Origin of the sequence: Pseudomonas sp. 24 E 13, assembly GCF_900004715.1 — a bacterium.
GTDB classification, from domain to species: domain Bacteria; phylum Pseudomonadota; class Gammaproteobacteria; order Pseudomonadales; family Pseudomonadaceae; genus Aquipseudomonas; species Aquipseudomonas orientalis_A.
On sequence record NZ_CVTO01000102.1, the window covers coordinates 120,883 to 138,674 of the forward strand.

A 17,792-nucleotide genomic window follows, 5' to 3' on the forward strand; every position below is an offset into this window, starting at 1 on the left:
ATCCAACATCCTGGTCGGCCCAGAGGCCGCCATCGGGGGCAAGTCGAATCGTCGCACCGCCCCTCCCACAATTGGATCACCGCAAGGCGTGATTACAGCGTAACCGGCGCTCTTTCGCAGAGGGTATTGAGCGCCGCCGCCCACTGCGGGTCATCGTTCAAGCACGGCACCAATATCAACTCCTCGCCTCCCGCCTCACGGAACTGTTCCAGCCCGCGATCACCGATTTCTTCCAGGGTCTCGATGCAATCGGCGACAAACGCGGGGCACATCACCAGCAGTTTTTTCACGCCTTGCTGCGCCAATGCCTCAAGACACGCCTCGGTGTAGGGTTCGATCCACTTGGCGCGGCCCAGGCGCGACTGGAACGCCACCGACCACTTGCCATCCGGCAGCCCCAACCGCTCGGCCACATCGCGGGCAACGCTGAAGCATTGCGCGCGATAACAGGTGGCAAGCACCTCAGGCGAGGCATTTTTGCAGCAATCGGCATCCTTGAAACAATGCTGGCCGGTCGGGTCGAGCTTGGTCAGGTGACGCTCGGGCAAGCCGTGGAAACTCAACAGCAGGTGATCGTAAGCCTGTTCCACATGCGGCCGTACACTGGCGGCCAGGGCATCGAGGTACTCAGGCTGGTCGTAGAACGGCTGCAGGATGGAGAATTGCACCTTCAGTTTCTTGTCACGCACCACGCGCCTGGCTTCTTCTATCACCGTGGTCACGGTGCTGTCGGCAAACTGCGGGTACAGCGGCGCCAACGTCACTTTCTGAATGCCCTGGGCGGCCAGGCGCGTCAGCACCGTGTCAAGGGATGGCTCGCCATAACGCATCGCCAGTTCTACCGGGCCCTGGGTCCATTGCGCGGTCATCTGCTGCTGCAGGCGACGGCTGAGGACCACCAGCGGCGAGCCTTCGTCCCACCAGATGGACGCATAGGCATGCGCCGACTGCTCGGGACGTTTGATCAGGATCAGCGACACCAGCAAGCGACGTACCGGCCACGGCAGGTCGATGACATAAGGGTCCATCAGGAACTGATTGAGGTAGCTGCGCACATCGGCCACCGAAGTGGACTTTGGCGAGCCCAGGTTGACCAGTAACAACGCGTGATCGGTCATGCAACATCCTATCTTTAGAGGCGGCTGGACAAGTCGTCCAGGGCCGCACGCAATTCAGTGAACTGGAAAGTGAAACCTGCGGCCAGCAGCCGCTCAGGCAGTGCCTTTTGCCCGCCAAGCAATAAACCCGACAACTCGCCCAATCCAACCTTCAGCGCAAAGGCCGGCATCGGCATGAACGCCGGGCGGTGCAGCACCTGGCCCAGCGTCTTGGCGAACTCGCGGTTGCGCACCGGGTGTGGCGCGCAGGCATTATAAGGACCACGGGCGTCAGCCTTGTGCAGAAGAAAATCAATCAGGGCGATTTGATCGCGGATATGCACCCATGGCATCCACTGGCGGCCATTGCCGATCGGCCCGCCCAGCGCCAGTTTGAACGGCAGCAACAGGCGCGACAAAAAGCCGCCCTCGGCCGCCAGCACCAGGCCGGTACGCACCAGCACCACGCGAATGCCCAAGGCCTCGGCACGCGCGGCGGTTTCTTCCCAGGCGATACACAACTGACTGGGAAAATCATCCTGCACCGGGCCGCTGTCTTCAGTCAGTTCGCGCTCGCCGCCGTCGCCATACCAGCCCACGGCGGAACCCGAGATCAGCACCGCCGGTTTCTGCTCCAGGCGTTCCAGCCACGCCAGCAGACTTTCGGTCAGGCTGATGCGACTGCTCCACAGCAATGCCTTGCGCTTGTGAGTCCAGGGACGGTCGGCAATCGGCGCACCGGCCAGGTTGACCACCGCGTCCACCGCGCCGATCACGTCCTGCAGGCGCCCAACGCCCAGCACCTGCGCGCCGCAAATACGCGCCACGGATTCAGGGGTACGACTCAACACGGTCAAGCGATGGCCCTGGGCAAGCCAGTGCCGGCACAGTTGACGGCCGATCAAGCCGGTACCGCCGGTCAGCAAAATATGCATGGGACTCTCCTCATGTAACGTTCGCGGCCGCTCACTGGTCTATTTTATAAGCAGGGATCGATTTGATATTCGAGCGTGACGATCGTTTAGCCTGTTGGCTTAACCATAGGTCACGCCACACAATCAGGCACGCCAAAACTTATACCAAAAAACAATATTGTACAGCTATTGGTGTCGGCGTAGTCTGTACCCAAAGGTAAACGAGGCCTCCCATGACTGTCCCCATCGCGATCATAGGTGCCGGCATTGCCGGTCTCTCCGCCGCCCGAGCGTTACGAGACGCGGGGCACGTTGTACACCTCTTCGATAAAAGCCGCGGCAGCGGCGGCCGTATGTCCAGCAAGCGCAGCGACGCCGGCGCGCTGGACATGGGCGCTCAATATTTCACCGCCCGCGACCGGCGCTTCGTCAACGAGGTGCAGCGCTGGCAAAGCCACGGCTGGGCCGAACAGTGGAAACCCCAGCTGTACAACTTCAAGGCCGGCCAGCTGACGCCCTCCCCCGATGAACAGATCCGCTGGGTGGGTACCCCGCGCATGAGCGCCATTACCCGCGCCCTGCTCGATGACCTGCCGGTGGAGTTCGGTTGCCGCATTACCGAAGTATTCCAGGGCACCCAGCACTGGAACCTGCTCGATGCCGATGGCGGCAGTCACGGCCCGTTCAGCCATGTGATCATTGCCACGCCGGCGCCCCAGGCCACCACCCTGCTGGCCGCCGCACCGAAGCTGGCGAGCGCCGTGGCCGGGGTGAAAATGGAGCCGACCTGGGCCATCGCCCTGGCCTTCGACACGCCTCTGGATACGCCGATGGAAGGCTGCTTCGTGCAAGACAGCGCCCTCGACTGGCTGGCGCGCAACCGCAGCAAACCCGGGCGTGACGTCAGCCTCGACACCTGGGTGCTGCATGCCACCAGCACCTGGAGCAAGGCGCACCTGGACCTGCCCAGGGAAGCCGTGATCGAACACCTGCACGGCGCCTTCGCCGAATTGCTGCACTGCGCCATGCCCGCGCCGTCATTCAGCCTGGCCCACCGCTGGCTCTACGCCAGGCCGTCCAGCAGTCATGAGTTCGGGGTGCTGGCCGATGCCGACCTGGGCCTGTTCGTCTGCGGCGACTGGTGCCTGTCCGGGCGCGTCGAAGGCGCCTGGCTCAGCGGCCAGGAGGCGGCGCGACGGTTGATCGAGCACCTGCAATGAACCGCTTGAATCCGGCCAAACTGCTGCTGTCGAAATGGACCGCGACCGCCCCGAAAAACAAGGAAAAACACTTCCTCGTCACCGAGCTGTTCCGTGACGAGGAAGGCACCGTGCTGGAAATCGAACTGCAAGCGGTGATGACCCGGCGCAGCGAACGCCTCCCATGGCAGGCCCTGCAGAACCCTGAACGCTGGAAAATGGGCTGGACGTAAATCCGGGCGAAAAATACCTATACAAAATTATTGACTTGTACAAGATCAAATCTATGATGAGATTTAGTTGTACAGGGATAAAAAACTGTACAGGAATTTCGCAGAGGTTTACCCATGCCCCATTCCGTGAAACCCAAAATCGGCATCAGCGCCTGCCTGCTGGGCGAAAACGTGCGTTTCAACGGCGGGCATAAGCAATCCCTCCTGTGCACCCAGACCCTGGCCGACTACTTCGACTACGTGCCGCTGTGCCCCGAAGTCGCCATCGGCCTGGGCATTCCCCGTGAAACCATTCGCCTGGTCGGCGACCCGGCCAACCCCCAGGCGGTCGGCACCGTGCACCGCGAACTCAACGTGACCCAGCCGCTGGATGAATACGGCCAGCAGATGGCGGCCGAGCACACCGACCTGTGCGGCTACATCTTTATGCAGAAGTCGCCCTCCTGTGGCCTGGAGCGGGTCAAGGTGTACCGTGAGAACGGCGCACCGGTGGATGGCGGCGGGCGCGGTATCTACGCCCAGGCGTTCTGCGCGCGCCACCCCAACCTGCCGGTGGAAGAGGACGGTCGCCTGAATGATCCGGTATTGCGTGAAAACTTCCTCACCCGCGTATTCGTCTACGCCAGCTGGCAACAATTGCTCGCCGAAGGCCTGACGCGTCACCGCCTGCTGGCCTTCCATTCGCGCTACAAATACTTGTTGATGGCCCACAGCCCGGCGCATTACAAAAGCCTCGGCCACCTGCTGGGCAGCATGACCAAGGACACCCACCTGGACGAATTGGCCAGTTGCTACTTCAGCGAACTGATGACCGGCCTGACCAAGTGCGCTACCCGTGGCACCCACACCAATGTGCTGCAACACATCAGCGGCTACCTCAAGCAGGCGATCAGCGCCGATGACAAACAGGAAATGCAAACCGTCATCAGCCAGTACCGCCAAGGCATCGTGCCGCTGGTGGTGCCGCTCACGTTGCTCAAGCATCACTTTCGTCAACACCCGGACCGCTACATTGCGCAGCAGGCCTACCTGCAACCGCACCCGGAAAACCTCAGCCTGCGCAATGCGATCTAGACCATGACAGTTGCCCTGCAAGACGAACCCGGCGAAGACATCGCCCAAGCCCTGCAAAATGGCTGGCTGCCGATCCGCGAGGTGGCGCGCCAGACCGGCGTCAATGCCGTGACCCTGCGCGCATGGGAGCGCCGTTACGGCCTGATCGTGCCCCAGCGCACGCCCAAGGGGCATCGCTTGTTCAGCGCCGACCACGTGCAACGCATCCATGCCATCCTCACCTGGCTCAATCGCGGCGTGCCGGTCAGCCAGGTAAAAGGCCTGATCGACTCCGCCCAAGCCTCCCCAGAACCGATGGAAAACGAATGGCACACCTTGCGCCAAACCTTGCTGACGGCCATCGCTGAGCTGGCCGAACGTCGGGTCGACGATGCATTCAATCAGGCCATGGCGCTCTATCCGCCACGCACCTTGTGCGAGCAATTGATGCTGCCACTGCTCGGCGAACTCGAACAGAAGTGGCAGGGTCAGTTCGGCGCACAGATGGAGCGGGTATTTTTCCTGTCCTGGTTGCGCAGCAAGTTCGGCGCGCGCATTTACCACAACAACCGGCAACTCCACGGCGCCCCGCTGCTGCTGGTCAACCACTCCGACTTGCTCCTGGAGCCGCACCTGTGGCTCAGCGCCTGGCTGGCCAGCAGCGCCGACTGCCCGGTGGAGGTGTTCGACTGGCCGCTGCCCCCCGGCGAACTGGCGCTGGCGGTGGAACACCTGCAACCGCGCGCCGTATTGCTGTATTCCAGCAAGGCGCTGCAGGTCGCGGCACTCACGAAACTGCTGGCGGGCATTGGTTGCCCGATATTGATTGCCGGACCGGCGGTCTGCATCCACCACGCCGAGTTGGCCGTACTAACCCGTGACATCCCCGAGTTGTTCGTCGCCGAAGACCCGTTGGCGGCCCACCAGATATTGATCCAGCGTGGAATCGTCTAAATGCACTTGATCTGGCTGCGCACCGACCTGCGCCTTCACGACAACACCGCCCTGACTGCCGCCAGCCAGCGAGGCCCGGTCGCGGCCATTTACCTGATCACCCCGCAACAATGGCTGGCCCACGATGATGCGCCGTGCAAGGTGGATTTCTGGCTGCGCAACCTGCAAGCGTTAGAGCAAGCGCTCGCAGACGTGAACATCCCGCTGCTGATCCGCCACGCCGACACCTGGGAGCAGGCGCCAGGCGTATTGAGCCAGCTATGCCGGGAGCTCAAGGTCGAGTCGGTGCACGTCAACGAGGAATACGGGATCCACGAGAGCCGTCGCGACAGCGCCGTGGCCCGGGCCCTGGAAGCAGACGGCGTGACCTTCCACAGCTACCTCGACCAGCTGTTCTTCCAGCCGGGCAGTGTGTTGACCAAGTCCGGCACCTACTTTCAAGTGTTCAGCCAGTTCCGCAAGGTCTGCTACACCCGTCTGCACAGCGCCTTGCCGCCTTTGGTGGCAAGCCCCAAGGCCCAGGCCGTGCTCGACCTGCAAAGCGATGCCATCCCCACCCGCGTTGAAGGTTTCGCGCCCCCCAGTGAAAGCTTGCGCGCCCTCTGGCCCGCCGGTGAAGACGAGGCGCGCCGGCGCCTCGACGCCTTCGCCGATGAGCAGATCAGTTACTACAAGGACGAGCGCGACTTTCCCGCCAAGCCCGGCACCAGCCAGCTGTCCGCCTACCTTGCCGCCGGGGTCGTGTCGCCGCGCCAGTGCCTGCACGCCGCGCTGCAGTCCAATCAGGGCGAGTTCGAAAGCGGTGACATCGGCACGATCACCTGGATCAACGAACTGCTGTGGCGCGAATTCTACAAACACATCCTCGTGGGCTACCCGCGCGTCTCCCGTCACCGTGCGTTCCGCCCCGAAACCGAGGCGGTGGCCTGGCGCGACGCCCCCGAGGACCTGGCCGCCTGGCAACAGGCACGCACCGGCTTGCCGATCATCGATGCGGCCATGCGCCAACTGCTGGAAACCGGCTGGATGCACAACCGTCTGCGCATGGTGGTGGCGATGTTCCTGACCAAGAACCTGCTGATCGACTGGCGCGAGGGCGAGCGCTTCTTCATGCGGCACTTGATCGACGGCGACCTGGCGGCCAACAACGGCGGCTGGCAGTGGAGCTCATCGACAGGCACCGACTCGGCGCCGTATTTCCGGATTTTCAGCCCACTGAGCCAGTCGGAAAAATTCGACAGCGAAGGGTTGTTCATCAAGCACTGGCTGCCGGAACTGGCCGCGCTGAATAAAAAAGAAGTACACAACCCCGAAGCCTCTGGCGGGCTGTTCGGCGTGGCCGACTACCCGCGCGCCATTGTCGACCTGAAGAAATCCCGCGAGCGCGCCCTCGCCGCCTTTCGCAGCCTGCCTTCGCGTCAGGAGATGGCCGACCATGAGTGACTTCCTGCGCCATTTCGGCCACACCTTTGCCACGCTGGACAAGCACAACCTGCACCTGCTCGACAGCCTGTACAGCGACGACATCGTGTTTGTCGACCCGCTGCATGAAGTCCACGGCCTGCCCGAGCTGCATCGCTACTTCGCGCAGCTGTACAGCAACGTCAACCAGCTGACCTTTGATTTCCACGGCTTCGACCAGACGGCCGAAGGCGAAGGCTACCTGCGCTGGACCATGAATTTCCGCCACCCGCGCCTGGCCGGCGGCGAACTGATCCAGGTGCAAGGCTGCTCCCACTTGATGTGGCGCGACAAGGTTTACCGACACCGCGACTACTTCGATGCCGGCGCGCTGCTTTACGAACACCTGCCGGTCCTCGGCGGCGTCATCAGTTGGCTGAAAAGGAGAATCGGATGAGCCTGACACCGCCCCGTCGTTATTGGTTGACCGGCGCCAGCAGTGGCATCGGTGCCGCGCTCGCCGTGGAGTTGCTCAACAGCGGCGCCCATGTGGCGCTCAGCTCGCGCACCAAGGGCCCGCTGGAGGCGCTCGCCCAGCGTTATCCGGGGCAAGTGCTGGTGGTGGCCGGCGACTTGACCAACAGCCAGACCGTACGCGAAATCGGTAAACGGATCAGCGAAGTCTGGGGCTCGCTGGATACGGTGATTCTCAACGCCGGCACCTGTGAATATGTCGACGCCCGGCAGTTCGATGCGTCGATCATCGAACACGTGGTGCGCACCAACCTGCTGGCCAGCAGTTATTGCATCGAAGCGGCACTGCCGTTGTTGCGTGCCGGGCGTACGCCGCACCTGGTGGGCGTGGCCAGCGCCGTGACCTACCTGCCCATGCCCCGCGCTGAAGCCTATGGCGCCTCCAAGGCGGGGCTGCGCTATTTGTTCGAGTCCCTGCGCATCGGCCTGTCGCCGGAGAATATCGACGTTACGGTGATCAGTCCGGGGTTTGTCGACACGCCACTGACCGAACGCAATGATTTCCCCATGCCCCTGAGCTGGCCCGCCGACAAGGCCGCCAGGCATATCTTCGCCAAGCTGGAAAAGCGCCCCCTGGAGATCGCCTTTCCGGCCTTGTTCATCGCTACCCTGTGGCCGTTGTCGAAGCTGCCTAACCGCGCACAGCTGATCATCGGCAAACGCATGTTGCGCAGCCCACCGCCGCAAAAGGACGACCTGTGAAGATCGCCATTATCGGCAGCGGCATCGCCGGGCTGACCAGCGCCTACCTGCTCAGCCGTCGTCACGACATCACGCTGTTCGAAGCCGGTGACTGCCTTGGCGGGCATACCCATACCGCCAACGTGACGGTCGACGGCAAAAGCTATGCGGTGGACACCGGTTTCATCGTGTTCAACGACTGGACCTACCCGAACTTTATCCGCCTGCTGGGGCAGATCGGGGTCACGTTCAAACCCACCGAAATGAGTTTTTCGGTGTGCGATGAAAGTACCGGATTCGAATACAACGGCAATAACCTCAACAGCCTGTTTGCCCAGCGCCGCAATATTTTGTCGCCGGGGTTCTGGGGCATGCTGCGCGATATTCTGCGCTTCAACCGCCAGGCGCCGCTGGATCTGCAAGAGCAGCGCATCAACGCCGACATGACCCTTGGCGAGTATCTCGAAGCCGGCGGCTACGGCCCGCGGTTTATCCGCCACTACATCGTGCCGATGGGCGCGGCGATCTGGTCGATGTCCCTGGCCGATATGCTCAAGTTCCCGCTGCAGTTCTTCGTGCGTTTCTTCAAGAACCACGGCCTGCTGTCGGTGAGCAACCGTCCGCAATGGTGCGTGATCGAAGGAGGCTCCAGCCGCTATATAGAGCCCTTGACCCGCAGCTTTCGCGAACAGGTACGCCTCAATTGTCCTGTGCATAAGGTGCAACGCACCGACGACGGCGTGGTTATCCACAGCCCGCTCGGCAGCGAGACATTCGACCGCGTGGTGTTCGCCTGCCACAGCGACCAGGCCCTGGCATTGCTCGCCGACCCGAGCGAGGCCGAACGACAGATCCTCGGCGCCCTGCCCTATGCCGACAACGACGTGGTGCTGCACACCGACACACGACTGCTGCCCGACCGCAAGCTGGCCTGGGCCAGTTGGAATTACCGGCTGGGCGGCAATCAACAGCAGCAGGCCGCCGTCACCTATGACATGAACATCCTGCAAGGCATCGACAGCGCCACCACCTTTTGCGTGAGTCTCAACCAGACATCGGTGATCAACCCGCTGAAGATCCTGGCGCGCTACACCTACGCCCATCCGCAATACAGCCTGGCGGCAGTGGCCGCACAGGCGCGCTGGGAAGAATTGCACGGCGCGCGCAACACGTTCTACTGCGGCGCCTATTGGGCCAATGGTTTCCATGAGGACGGCGTGGTCAGCGCCCTGCGCGTGGCCCAGGCGTTTGGGGAAACCCTGTGAACAGCGCCCTGTACAGCGGCTGGATCGCCCATCGCCGGTTTGCGCCCAAGGCCCATGCCTTTCGCTACCGCATCGGCCTGCTGTACCTGGACCTCAGCGAACAGGACGCCGTGCTCGGGCTCTCGCCCCTGGCAGGCAGCAGCCGCCTGGCGCCCTTCGGCTTTCGCCAGCAGGACTACCTGCGCGCGTTCACTCGCCACGGCATGTCCTTGAGCGATGCGGTGCGCCATGAAGTCGGCAAGGCGCTGGGACGCACGCCACAGGGTGCTATCTGTCTGCTGACCCAGGCGCGCAGCTGGGGCCTGGCATTCAATCCGGTGAGCTTCTTCTATTGCTTCGAAGCCGACGGGCAACTGGCGGCGATCCTGTGCGAAGTCACCAACACCCCGTGGCGCGAGCGCTATCACTACGTGCTGCCGGCCCAGGCACTGGGCGCCGATGAGCACCAGCACTTCGCCGTGGCCAAGGCGTTCCATGTGTCGCCGTTTCTGCCGCGCGACCTGGAATACCGCATGAGCTTCAGCCCGCCCGGCGCCAGGCTCGGCGTGCACATGGCCGATTGGCAGGGCGCGGATAAAGTCTTCGACGCCACCTTGAGCCTGCAAAAAGAAGCCCTGAACCGCGCCAGTCTGCATCGTTATCTATGGCGCTTTCCGTGGATGACCGCCAAGACCTGCCTGGCGATTTACTGGCAGGCCATGCGCCTGTTGCTCAAACGCACACCGATTTTTTCCCACCGGGCCGCCGATGGCGCCTCCAGCACCGCCGTCGGGTATACCAAGGATCGCCGCCATGAAATCCCCTAGCTTATCGGTCAAGACCCATCGCCTGAACGTCAATGGCATGACCGCTGCGCTGCTGCGCAAGGGCGTGTTGCGCCAACTCGGCCAATTGCGCCACGGCCAATTGGTGATCGTCGAGGACGGCGAGCGACACGTTTTCGGCGCACGGGAAGCGCATCTTTTGGGGGAAATCCAGATCCTCGACTCGGCGGTGTGGGGCCTGGTGGCCGCCAACGGTTCGATCGGCGCCGGCGAAGCGTTTATCCACGGCTACTGGAGCAGCCCGGACCTGACCGCCGTGGTGCGTGTGATGGTCAGCAACCTGGACGTGCTCGATGCCATGGAGGGCGGCCTGGCTCGCCTGGCGCGGCCGTTCACCCAGGGCCTGCACTGGCTCAACCGCAACACACGCAAGGGCTCGCGAAAGAACATCGAAGCCCATTACGACCTGGGCAACGACCTGTTCCAGGAGTTTCTCGACCCGACCATGATGTATTCGGCGGCGCAATTTCTCAGCGCCGACGACACCCTGGAACAGGCGCAACTGAACAAGCTGGAACGCATCTGCCAGAAACTGTCGCTCAAGCCTACCGACCATCTGCTGGAAATCGGCACCGGGTGGGGCAGCATGGCGCTGTACGCGGCGCAGCATTACGGTTGCAAGGTCACCACCACGACCCTGTCCAGGGAACAGTTCGCCTACACCGCGCAGCGCATCGAAGCGGCGGGCCTGCAAGAGCAGGTGACATTGTTGCTGCAGGACTACCGCGACCTGACCGGTAAGTACGACAAGCTGGTGTCCATCGAAATGATCGAAGCGGTGGGCCATCGCTTCCTGCCCACGTATTTCAAACAGTGCGCGCACTTGCTCAAACCCGACGGCCTGATGCTGCTGCAAGCCATCACCATCCGCGAACAACGTTATGAGCAGGCCAGGAACAGCGTCGACTTTATCCAGCGCTACATCTTTCCCGGTGGCGCCCTGCCCAGCGTGCAGAACATGCTGCAGATCGTCTGCCGCGACACCGACATGAACCTGCTGCACATGGAGGATTTCGGGCTGCACTACGCGCGCACCCTGCGCCTGTGGCATGACAACTTTCGCGGGGCCCATGGGCGCCTGGCGGAGCTTGGCTACGACGAGTACTTCCTGCGTTTGTGGGAGTTCTACCTGTGCTACTGCGAAGGCGGCTTCATGGAGCGTACGATCGGCACCGCGCAGTTGCTGCTGGCCAAGCCCGCAGCCATCAACCCGCCGTTGCTCGGGCGCTTTAATGCTTAAATCCCTGGCCAACGCCGCGCTGTTTCAATGCGGCTGGTTTGCCTGTGTGCTCGGCGGCGACAGCCCATGGTTGCTGGCAGGGTTGGCGGTGCTGCTCATCCATCTGCTGTGGATCAGCTCATTGACCGATGAAGGCGCGCTGATCATCGGCGTGACACTCGCCGGCACGTTGCTCGACACGCTGTTGCGCACCCTCGGGGTTTTCCACTTCAGCGAGCCGGGGCCGTTGATTCCCTTCTGGCTGATGCTGCTGTGGGCCTTGCTGGGCACCACCTTGCGCCATTGCCTGGCCTGGAGCGCCCGCCCCTGGTGGCGCGCCGCGCTATTGGGCGCAGTGGGCGGACCGCTGTCGTATTACGCCGGCAGCCAACTGGCTGGGGTGCAGTTCGGCTATGGCCTGGGCCCGACAATGGCCGGGCTGGCGGTGCTCTGGGCCGTGGTTTTCCCGCTGCTGGCAGCAGCAGCCACAAGCGGCGGACTTCCAACAACGCTTAAAAGATGAAGCCGGTCGGCTTCTGCTTGCAGCTTGCCGCTTAAAGCTTGAAGCTGCCGGCCTATGACCAACATCCCTCACACCCAAATCACTGAACCCGCCGTCACCTGCTCGACGTGCGCGGCCTGCTGCTGCCAGCTGGAAGTGATGCTGATCACCGACACCGGCGTGCCGCCGCGCTATATCGACACCGATGACTGGGGCGGCGAAGTGATGCTGCGCCTGGATGATGGCTGGTGTGCGGCGTTGGACCGGGACACGATGATGTGCACGATCTATGAGCTTCGGCCGTTGATATGCCGGGAATTCGAGATGGGGGCACCGGAGTGCCTTGAAGAGCGTGCAGGCATTGCCACGGTGTATCGCTGATACTCAAATGAGTACAGTAGCTGGCTGGCCAGCTCCAGATCCAAATGTGGGAGGGGGCTTGCCCCCGATTGCGGTGGGTCAGTTGTACATCTATTAGCTGACACTCTGCTATCGGGGGCAAGCCCCCTCCCACATTGGTTTTGCAGTGTGCTTTTACAACGGCATGGTGTAGTGCAGCGCGTAGCTCTCTACCCCATCGTTATTGCTGCTGATACCGGCGTTGGAATAGTGCGTGGCACGAATGCCCACTTCATGCCCGCCGGCAAACCGCAGGCCGAAACCCAGGCGGTCTTCGAACTGGAAGGACTGGCCGATGTTGTTGTCTTCCAGTTGGGTGCGGGAGAACAACGCCACCCCGATCCCGGCCTCGATGTAAGGTTTGACCGATTCCCCGGCAAACTCATACACAAACACCGGCGAGAACGACAGGCTGCTGGCGCCTGCACGATCATCACCTTCCCAATACGTATAAGCGCCGCTCCAGTAGCCCGTCAGGCGACCGACATTGCTCTGCATCCAGCTTTTGTCCCAATCGGAGGTCAGGCCCAGACGGTACGTCAGCGTTGAATCGCTGGTGCTGCCCAGGCCGAACTCCAGGCCGGCGGCCTGGGTGGTAATAGAGTGTCCCACCATCACAGCCGCAATAGCAGCCATACAGAACAAGCGCTTCATAGAAACTACCTTTGCGAACGAAGTTATTGATTATTTACAGGCCATCTCGCAATAGAAGCCAGCGTAGAGCCAGAAGTTCAGCGAGATTTCACGAAATTTTCACGAGGCGAAGCTTCGCACAACTCCAGGATATTTCCAAAGTGTCGGTAGGATATTTCTAAGGTGACTGACATCACCGCTGGTCCAGAACTGCGCAGGGCGAGGTGCACAGCCGGCCAGCAAGTCCCGCTCACCCAGTAGACGCTTGAGCTGGCGCGCGACGGCGGCGCCGGTGTCGATCAGGATGATGCTTGCGGGCAGCATCTGCGCCAGCAGTGGCTTGAGGAAGGGATAGTGGGTGCAGCCGAGGATGATGGTGTCGCAACCCGCGCTGAGCAGCGGTTCGACGTAGACCTGCAATAACTGGCGCAGGGCCGGGCTGTTCAGGTCGCCGGTTTCAATCAACTCCACCAAGCCCGGGCAGGGTTGGGTAATCACCCGCACGTCAGTGGCGAAGCGGTCGAGCAAGGCGGCGAACTTGGCGCTTTGCAGGGTGCCGGTGGTGGCCAGCACGCCGACCACGCCACTGCGCGTCGCGGCAGCCGCCGGTTTTACCGCAGGCTCCATGCCGACCAACGGCCAATCGGGGTAGTCCTGGCGCAAATCGGCAACGGCGGCAACCGTCGCAGTGTTACAGGCAATCACGAACGCCTTGGCGCCGTGCCCGCGAAAAAACTCGGCGACCCGCCGCGAACGCTCGCGGATGAAGGCCGGGGTTTTCTCGCCATAGGGGATATGCCCGCAATCGGCCACGTACAACAGTGACTCATGGGGCAATAACTGTTGGATTTCGTCCAGTACCGACAGGCCGCCGACCCCGGAATCGAACACACCGACGGGCGCGTCCTTAAGCATGGTGCGTCCCGCACACGCTGCAAGCCGGGTCGCGTTTGACCCGCAACTCACGAAACCGCGTGGTCAGCGCATCGATCAGCAACAAGCGCCCTACCAGCGGCTCACCAAAGCCGGCCAGCAGCTTCAAGGCTTCCAACGCTTGCAGGCTGCCGACCAGCCCCACCAGCGGGCCGACGACGCCGGCTTCGCTGCAGGTCAGTTCGGTGTCGCTGCCGTGCCCGTACAAGCAGTGGTAGCAGGGGCTTTCGGGGCGCCGTGGGTCGAAGACCGACAACTGCCCTTCAAGGCGAATCGCCGCGCCACTGACCAACGGTTTGCCGGCAATAACACAGGCAGCGTTGACCGCTTCGCGGGTGGAAAAATTGTCGCTGCAATCGAGTACCACATCCACCGCTGCAACGGCCGCGGTCAATGAGTCGGCATCCAGCGCGGCGCGATGGGCGACCAGTGTGACTTCGGGGTTGATCGCGCTCAGCCGACGCAGGGCCGAATCGACCTTGGTCTGCCCGACGCTGTCGGTGTCATGGATGATCTGGCGTTGCAGGTTGGTCAGGTCGACCGTGTCGAAATCCGCCAGATGCAGCTCGCCGACCCCGGCGGCGGCCAGGTACAGCGCGACCGGCGCACCCAGCCCTCCCAGGCCGACGATCAACGCGCGGCTGTTTTTCAGGCGCAACTGGCCGTCGATGTCGACCTGCTGCAACAGAATCTGCCGACTGTAGCGCAACAGCTCGTGGTCGCTCAGCACGGGCGGCGTCCCAGGGTGATGCGTTCATGGCCGCCGAGGTCGATACGGCTGTGCACCTGTTCAAAGCCTTCACTGAGCAACAGGTCACGCACGGCAGCGGCCTGGTCGTAGCCATGTTCCAGCAACAGACGGCCGCCGGCATTCAAGTGGGCCGGGGCCTGCTGGATGATCAGGCGCAGGTCGTCCAGCCCGTCATGGCCGGCCACCAGTGCGCTGGCCGGCTCGAAGCGCACGTCGCCTGCGGCCAGGTGCGGGTCGTTGGCGGCGATATACGGCGGGTTGCTGATGATCAGGTCATAGGTATGGCCTTGCAGCGCGTCGAACCAATGGCTGTTGAGCACCACCGCATTATTGAGGTGCAGCCGCTGGCGGTTGCGCTCGGCCAGGGCCACGGCTTCCAGCACGCGGTCGACCGCCGTGACCTGCCACATTGCACGCTCACTGGCCAGGGCCAGGGCGATGGCACCGCTGCCGGTGCCCAAGTCCAGGACCTTGGCGGGCAGGGCCGGCAATAATTCCAGGGCGGTTTCCACCAGCAGCTCGGTGTCCGGACGCGGGATCAGCGTGTGGGGCGCGACCTCCAGGTCCAGCTTCCAGAAGCCTTGCTGGCCGAGGATATAGGCCACCGGCTCACCGCCGCGACGGCGTTGCAGATAGTCGGCAAACGTCAGGGCGTGCTCGCTGCTGACGATCTTTTCCGGCCAGGTGTGCAAATAGCTGCGGGACTTGCCCAGGGCAGCGGCCAGCAACAGCTCGGCATCCAGGCGCGCGGAGGGCGAGTCGGGCAGGTCGGCGGCGCGCAACAGGCTGGCAATGATGGTCATTTATTCACCTATCGCCGCCAATTGATCGGCCTGGTATTCGGCGAGCAGCGGCTCGATCACCGCATCCACGCCACCGGCCAGGATTTCATCCAGGGAATACAGGGTGAGGTTGACCCGATGGTCGGTGACCCGGCCCTGGGCAAAGTTGTAGGTGCGGATGCGTTCGGAGCGATCGCCCGAGCCCACCAGCAGCTTGCGCTCGCTGGCAATCGCGTTGGCGGCGGCGCTGGTCTGCTGGTCATTCAACTTGGCCGACAGCCAGGACATCGCCCGCGCACGGTTCTTGTGCTGGGAACGTTCTTCCTGGCATTCCACCACAATGCCCGACGGCAAGTGGGTGATCCGAATCGCCGAGTCGGTCTTGTTGACGTGCTGGCCGCCTGCGCCCGACGAGCGGTAGGTATCGACGCGCAAGTCCGCCGGGTTGATCTCGATCGCTTCCTGCTCGTCCGGCTCGGGCAACACCGCCACGGTACAGGCCGACGTGTGGATACGGCCCTGGGACTCCGTCGCCGGGACGCGTTGCACACGGTGCGCGCCGGACTCGAACTTGAGCTTGCCGTAGACGTTATCGCCTTCAACCCGTGCGATGACTTCTTTATAGCCGCCGTGCTCACCTTCGTTCTCGGACAGGATTTCCACACGCCAGCCGCGACGCTCGGCGTAACGCGAGTACATGCGAAACAGGTCGCCGGAGAAAATCGCCGCCTCGTCGCCGCCGGTGCCGGCGCGGATTTCGAGGTACACGTTGCGTCCATCGTTAGGGTCTTTGGGCAGCAACATGCGTTGCAGGTCGCCTTCCAGTTCGGCGAGTTTTTCCTTGGCCTCGCGCACTTCTTCCACGGCCATTTCGCGCATGTCCGGGTCGTTGTCCTTGAGCAGCGCCTGGGCGCCCTCGAGGTCTGCCTGCACTTTCAGCAGGTCTTTGTAGGTGGTCACGACCGGTTCAACTTCGGCGTATTCCTTGGAATAAGCGCGAAATTTGCTTTGATCGGAGATGACCTCGCCATCGCCGAGCAAGGCGGTCAGTTCTTCGAAACGGTCCTGGAGCACGTCCAGTTTATTGAGCAGTGACGCTTTCATTGCGGTTTTTTATCCGAAGAGCTATCTGACGCGCCCTCACCGAGGGCAAAGAGTTCCTGGGCCATGGCCAGCGCATCGAGGCGGCCTTCGGCGGTAAGCTTTTTCAACTGTACGCTGGGCGCGTGGAGCAGCTTATTGGTCAGGCCACGGGCCAACTGCATCAGCACCTCCTCGGCGCTGCTGCCATTGGCCAACAGCCGCTGAGCCTTGATCAGTTCCTCATCGCGCAGGCGTTCGCCCTGCTGACGATACGCCTTGAGCACATCCACCGCCGCCAGCTCGCGCAGGCGCACCATGAAATCATCAGCGCCGATGCTGACCATTTCCTCGGCGGCCTGGGCAGCACCCTGGCGACTCTTGAGGTTTTCGGCGACCACTTCATGCAAATCATCGACGCTATAGAGGTAAACGTCGTCCAACTCGCCGACTTCAGGCTCGATATCCCGGGGAACGGCAATATCCACCATAAAGATCGGCTTGTGCTTGCGCAGCTTCAACGCGCTCTCGACCGCGCCTTTGCCCAGGATCGGCAACTGGCTGGCGGTGGAACTGATGACGATGTCGCTGCGCACCAGTTCGGCCGGGATGTCCGACAGCAACACGGCATGCGCGCCGAACTGCTCGGCGAGGATGCTCGCGCGCTCAAGCGTGCGGTTGGCCACCACGATACGCTTCACGCCCAGCTCATGCAGGTGGCGGGCGACCAGGGTAATGGTTTCGCCGGCACCAATCAGCAGCGCCTGGCTGCGCTGCAAGTCGCTGAAAATCTGCTTGGCCAGGCTGACGGCGGCAAACGCCACGGACACCGGGTTCTCGCCGATGGCCGTGTCGGTGCGCACTTGCTTGGCGGAATTGAAGGTGGCCTGGAACAGACGCCCCAGCAGCGGGCCGACGGTGCCGGCCTCGCGGGCCACGGCATAGGCTGACTTCATCTGGCCCAGAATCTGCGGCTCACCCAACACCAGCGAGTCGAGACCGGCCGCCACGCGCATCATGTGACGAACGGCCGCATCCTCTTCATGCACATAAGCGCTGGCGCGCAGGTCGTCGAGGTCCAAATGGTGATAATCGGCCAGCCAGCGCAGCACGACATCCGCCGAGAGATGCTCCTGCTCTATATAAAGCTCGCTGCGATTGCAGGTCGAAAGGATCGCAGCTTCGCGACTGTCGGTGAGCCGGCAGAGCTGCTGCAAGGCCTCAACCAACTGCTCCGGCGTAAACGCCACGCGCTCGCGCACGTCTACTGAGGCAGTCTTGTGGTTAATACCGAGTGCGAGGAAGGCCATTCAATATCGCTGATGATGTCGGGAAGCC

Annotated in this window: 20 protein-coding genes; 12 read left to right on the top strand and 8 right to left on the bottom strand. The window is 62.6% G+C overall.

What is annotated here, in order from left to right; all coding sequences use genetic code 11:
• Positions 1-92: 92 nt before the first annotated feature.
• Together hemH and BFP90_RS09370 are read right to left on the bottom strand one after the other, a co-directional pair.
• Positions 93-1,118, bottom strand: a complete 1,026-nt coding sequence (gene hemH / locus BFP90_RS09365) for a ferrochelatase (RefSeq protein ID WP_065896512.1) — start codon at positions 1,116-1,118, stop codon at positions 93-95.
• Positions 1,119-1,132: 14 nt separating this feature from the next.
• Positions 1,133-2,032 carry a TIGR01777 family oxidoreductase gene (locus BFP90_RS09370; RefSeq protein WP_065891704.1) on the bottom strand — a complete coding sequence of 300 codons (900 nt, stop codon included), beginning with the start codon at positions 2,030-2,032 and terminating at the stop codon, positions 1,133-1,135.
• A 212-nt stretch (positions 2,033-2,244) separates the two neighbouring features.
• Between BFP90_RS09370 and BFP90_RS09375 the strand changes: the two genes are divergently transcribed.
• The 12 genes from BFP90_RS09375 (at position 2,245) to BFP90_RS09430 (ending at position 12,257) form a co-directional block, all read left to right on the top strand.
• Complete coding sequence (locus BFP90_RS09375; RefSeq protein WP_065891705.1) at positions 2,245-3,231, top strand: NAD(P)/FAD-dependent oxidoreductase; 987 nt, start codon at positions 2,245-2,247, stop codon at positions 3,229-3,231.
• Complete coding sequence (locus BFP90_RS09380; RefSeq protein WP_065891706.1) at positions 3,228-3,443, top strand: TIGR02450 family Trp-rich protein; 216 nt, start codon at positions 3,228-3,230, stop codon at positions 3,441-3,443. Before BFP90_RS09375 ends, BFP90_RS09380 begins: the two co-directional genes overlap by 4 nt.
• A 114-nt stretch (positions 3,444-3,557) precedes the next feature.
• Positions 3,558-4,517, top strand: coding sequence for a YbgA family protein (locus tag BFP90_RS09385; protein ID WP_065891707.1), 960 nt, complete (start codon positions 3,558-3,560; stop codon positions 4,515-4,517).
• Between the two features lie 3 nt (positions 4,518-4,520).
• Complete coding sequence (locus BFP90_RS09390) at positions 4,521-5,450, top strand: MerR family transcriptional regulator (RefSeq protein WP_065896513.1); 930 nt, start codon at positions 4,521-4,523, stop codon at positions 5,448-5,450.
• Complete coding sequence (gene phrB, locus BFP90_RS09395) at positions 5,451-6,893, top strand: deoxyribodipyrimidine photo-lyase (protein WP_065896514.1); 1,443 nt, start codon at positions 5,451-5,453, stop codon at positions 6,891-6,893.
• Positions 6,886-7,308: a nuclear transport factor 2 family protein gene (locus BFP90_RS09400; protein ID WP_065896515.1), complete on the top strand. Its 423-nt coding sequence runs from the start codon at positions 6,886-6,888 to the stop codon at positions 7,306-7,308. The genes phrB and BFP90_RS09400 overlap by 8 nt, the downstream gene beginning before the upstream one ends.
• Positions 7,305-8,087: an SDR family NAD(P)-dependent oxidoreductase gene (locus BFP90_RS09405; RefSeq protein WP_065891711.1), complete on the top strand. Its 783-nt coding sequence runs from the start codon at positions 7,305-7,307 to the stop codon at positions 8,085-8,087. The genes BFP90_RS09400 and BFP90_RS09405 overlap by 4 nt, the downstream gene beginning before the upstream one ends.
• Complete coding sequence (locus BFP90_RS09410) at positions 8,084-9,331, top strand: NAD(P)/FAD-dependent oxidoreductase (RefSeq protein WP_065891712.1); 1,248 nt, start codon at positions 8,084-8,086, stop codon at positions 9,329-9,331. The genes BFP90_RS09405 and BFP90_RS09410 overlap by 4 nt, the downstream gene beginning before the upstream one ends.
• Positions 9,328-10,137, top strand: coding sequence for a DUF1365 domain-containing protein (locus BFP90_RS09415; protein ID WP_065896516.1), 810 nt, complete (start codon positions 9,328-9,330; stop codon positions 10,135-10,137). The genes BFP90_RS09410 and BFP90_RS09415 overlap by 4 nt, the downstream gene beginning before the upstream one ends.
• Positions 10,124-11,395: an SAM-dependent methyltransferase gene (locus BFP90_RS09420; protein ID WP_065896517.1), complete on the top strand. Its 1,272-nt coding sequence runs from the start codon at positions 10,124-10,126 to the stop codon at positions 11,393-11,395. Before BFP90_RS09415 ends, BFP90_RS09420 begins: the two co-directional genes overlap by 14 nt.
• A complete protein-coding gene (locus BFP90_RS09425; RefSeq protein ID WP_065896518.1) occupies positions 11,388-11,897 on the top strand; it encodes a DUF2878 domain-containing protein in 510 nt (169 codons plus the stop codon). The genes BFP90_RS09420 and BFP90_RS09425 overlap by 8 nt, the downstream gene beginning before the upstream one ends.
• A 54-nt stretch (positions 11,898-11,951) precedes the next feature.
• Complete coding sequence (locus BFP90_RS09430; protein WP_065891716.1) at positions 11,952-12,257, top strand: YkgJ family cysteine cluster protein; 306 nt, start codon at positions 11,952-11,954, stop codon at positions 12,255-12,257.
• Between the two features lie 153 nt (positions 12,258-12,410).
• Here the strand turns inward: BFP90_RS09430 and BFP90_RS09435 are convergent, their stop codons facing one another.
• The 6 genes from BFP90_RS09435 to hemA all read right to left on the bottom strand — a co-directional run bounded on the left by BFP90_RS09435 (position 12,411) and on the right by hemA (position 17,764).
• The gene (locus BFP90_RS09435; protein ID WP_065891717.1) at positions 12,411-12,929 is read right to left on the bottom strand and encodes an acyloxyacyl hydrolase; all 519 of its coding nucleotides are present in this window, start codon (positions 12,927-12,929) and stop codon (positions 12,411-12,413) included.
• Positions 12,930-13,028: 99 nt separating this feature from the next.
• Positions 13,029-13,823 carry a glutamate racemase gene (gene murI / locus BFP90_RS09440; protein ID WP_065896519.1) on the bottom strand — a complete coding sequence of 265 codons (795 nt, stop codon included), beginning with the start codon at positions 13,821-13,823 and terminating at the stop codon, positions 13,029-13,031.
• Positions 13,816-14,571: a molybdopterin-synthase adenylyltransferase MoeB gene (locus BFP90_RS09445; RefSeq protein WP_065896520.1), complete on the bottom strand. Its 756-nt coding sequence runs from the start codon at positions 14,569-14,571 to the stop codon at positions 13,816-13,818. Before BFP90_RS09445 ends, murI begins: the two co-directional genes overlap by 8 nt.
• Positions 14,565-15,395 (bottom strand): peptide chain release factor N(5)-glutamine methyltransferase, encoded by an 831-nt coding sequence (gene prmC, locus BFP90_RS09450; protein ID WP_065896521.1) that lies wholly within the window; start codon positions 15,393-15,395, stop codon positions 14,565-14,567. The genes BFP90_RS09445 and prmC overlap by 7 nt, the downstream gene beginning before the upstream one ends.
• Entirely contained in the window at positions 15,396-16,478 is a 1,083-nt protein-coding gene (gene prfA / locus BFP90_RS09455; RefSeq protein WP_065891721.1) for a peptide chain release factor 1, read from the bottom strand. It abuts the gene before it with no gap.
• Positions 16,475-17,764, bottom strand: a complete 1,290-nt coding sequence (hemA, locus tag BFP90_RS09460) for a glutamyl-tRNA reductase (RefSeq protein WP_065888037.1) — start codon at positions 17,762-17,764, stop codon at positions 16,475-16,477. The genes prfA and hemA overlap by 4 nt, the downstream gene beginning before the upstream one ends.
• Between the last annotated feature and the right edge of the window lie 28 nt (positions 17,765-17,792).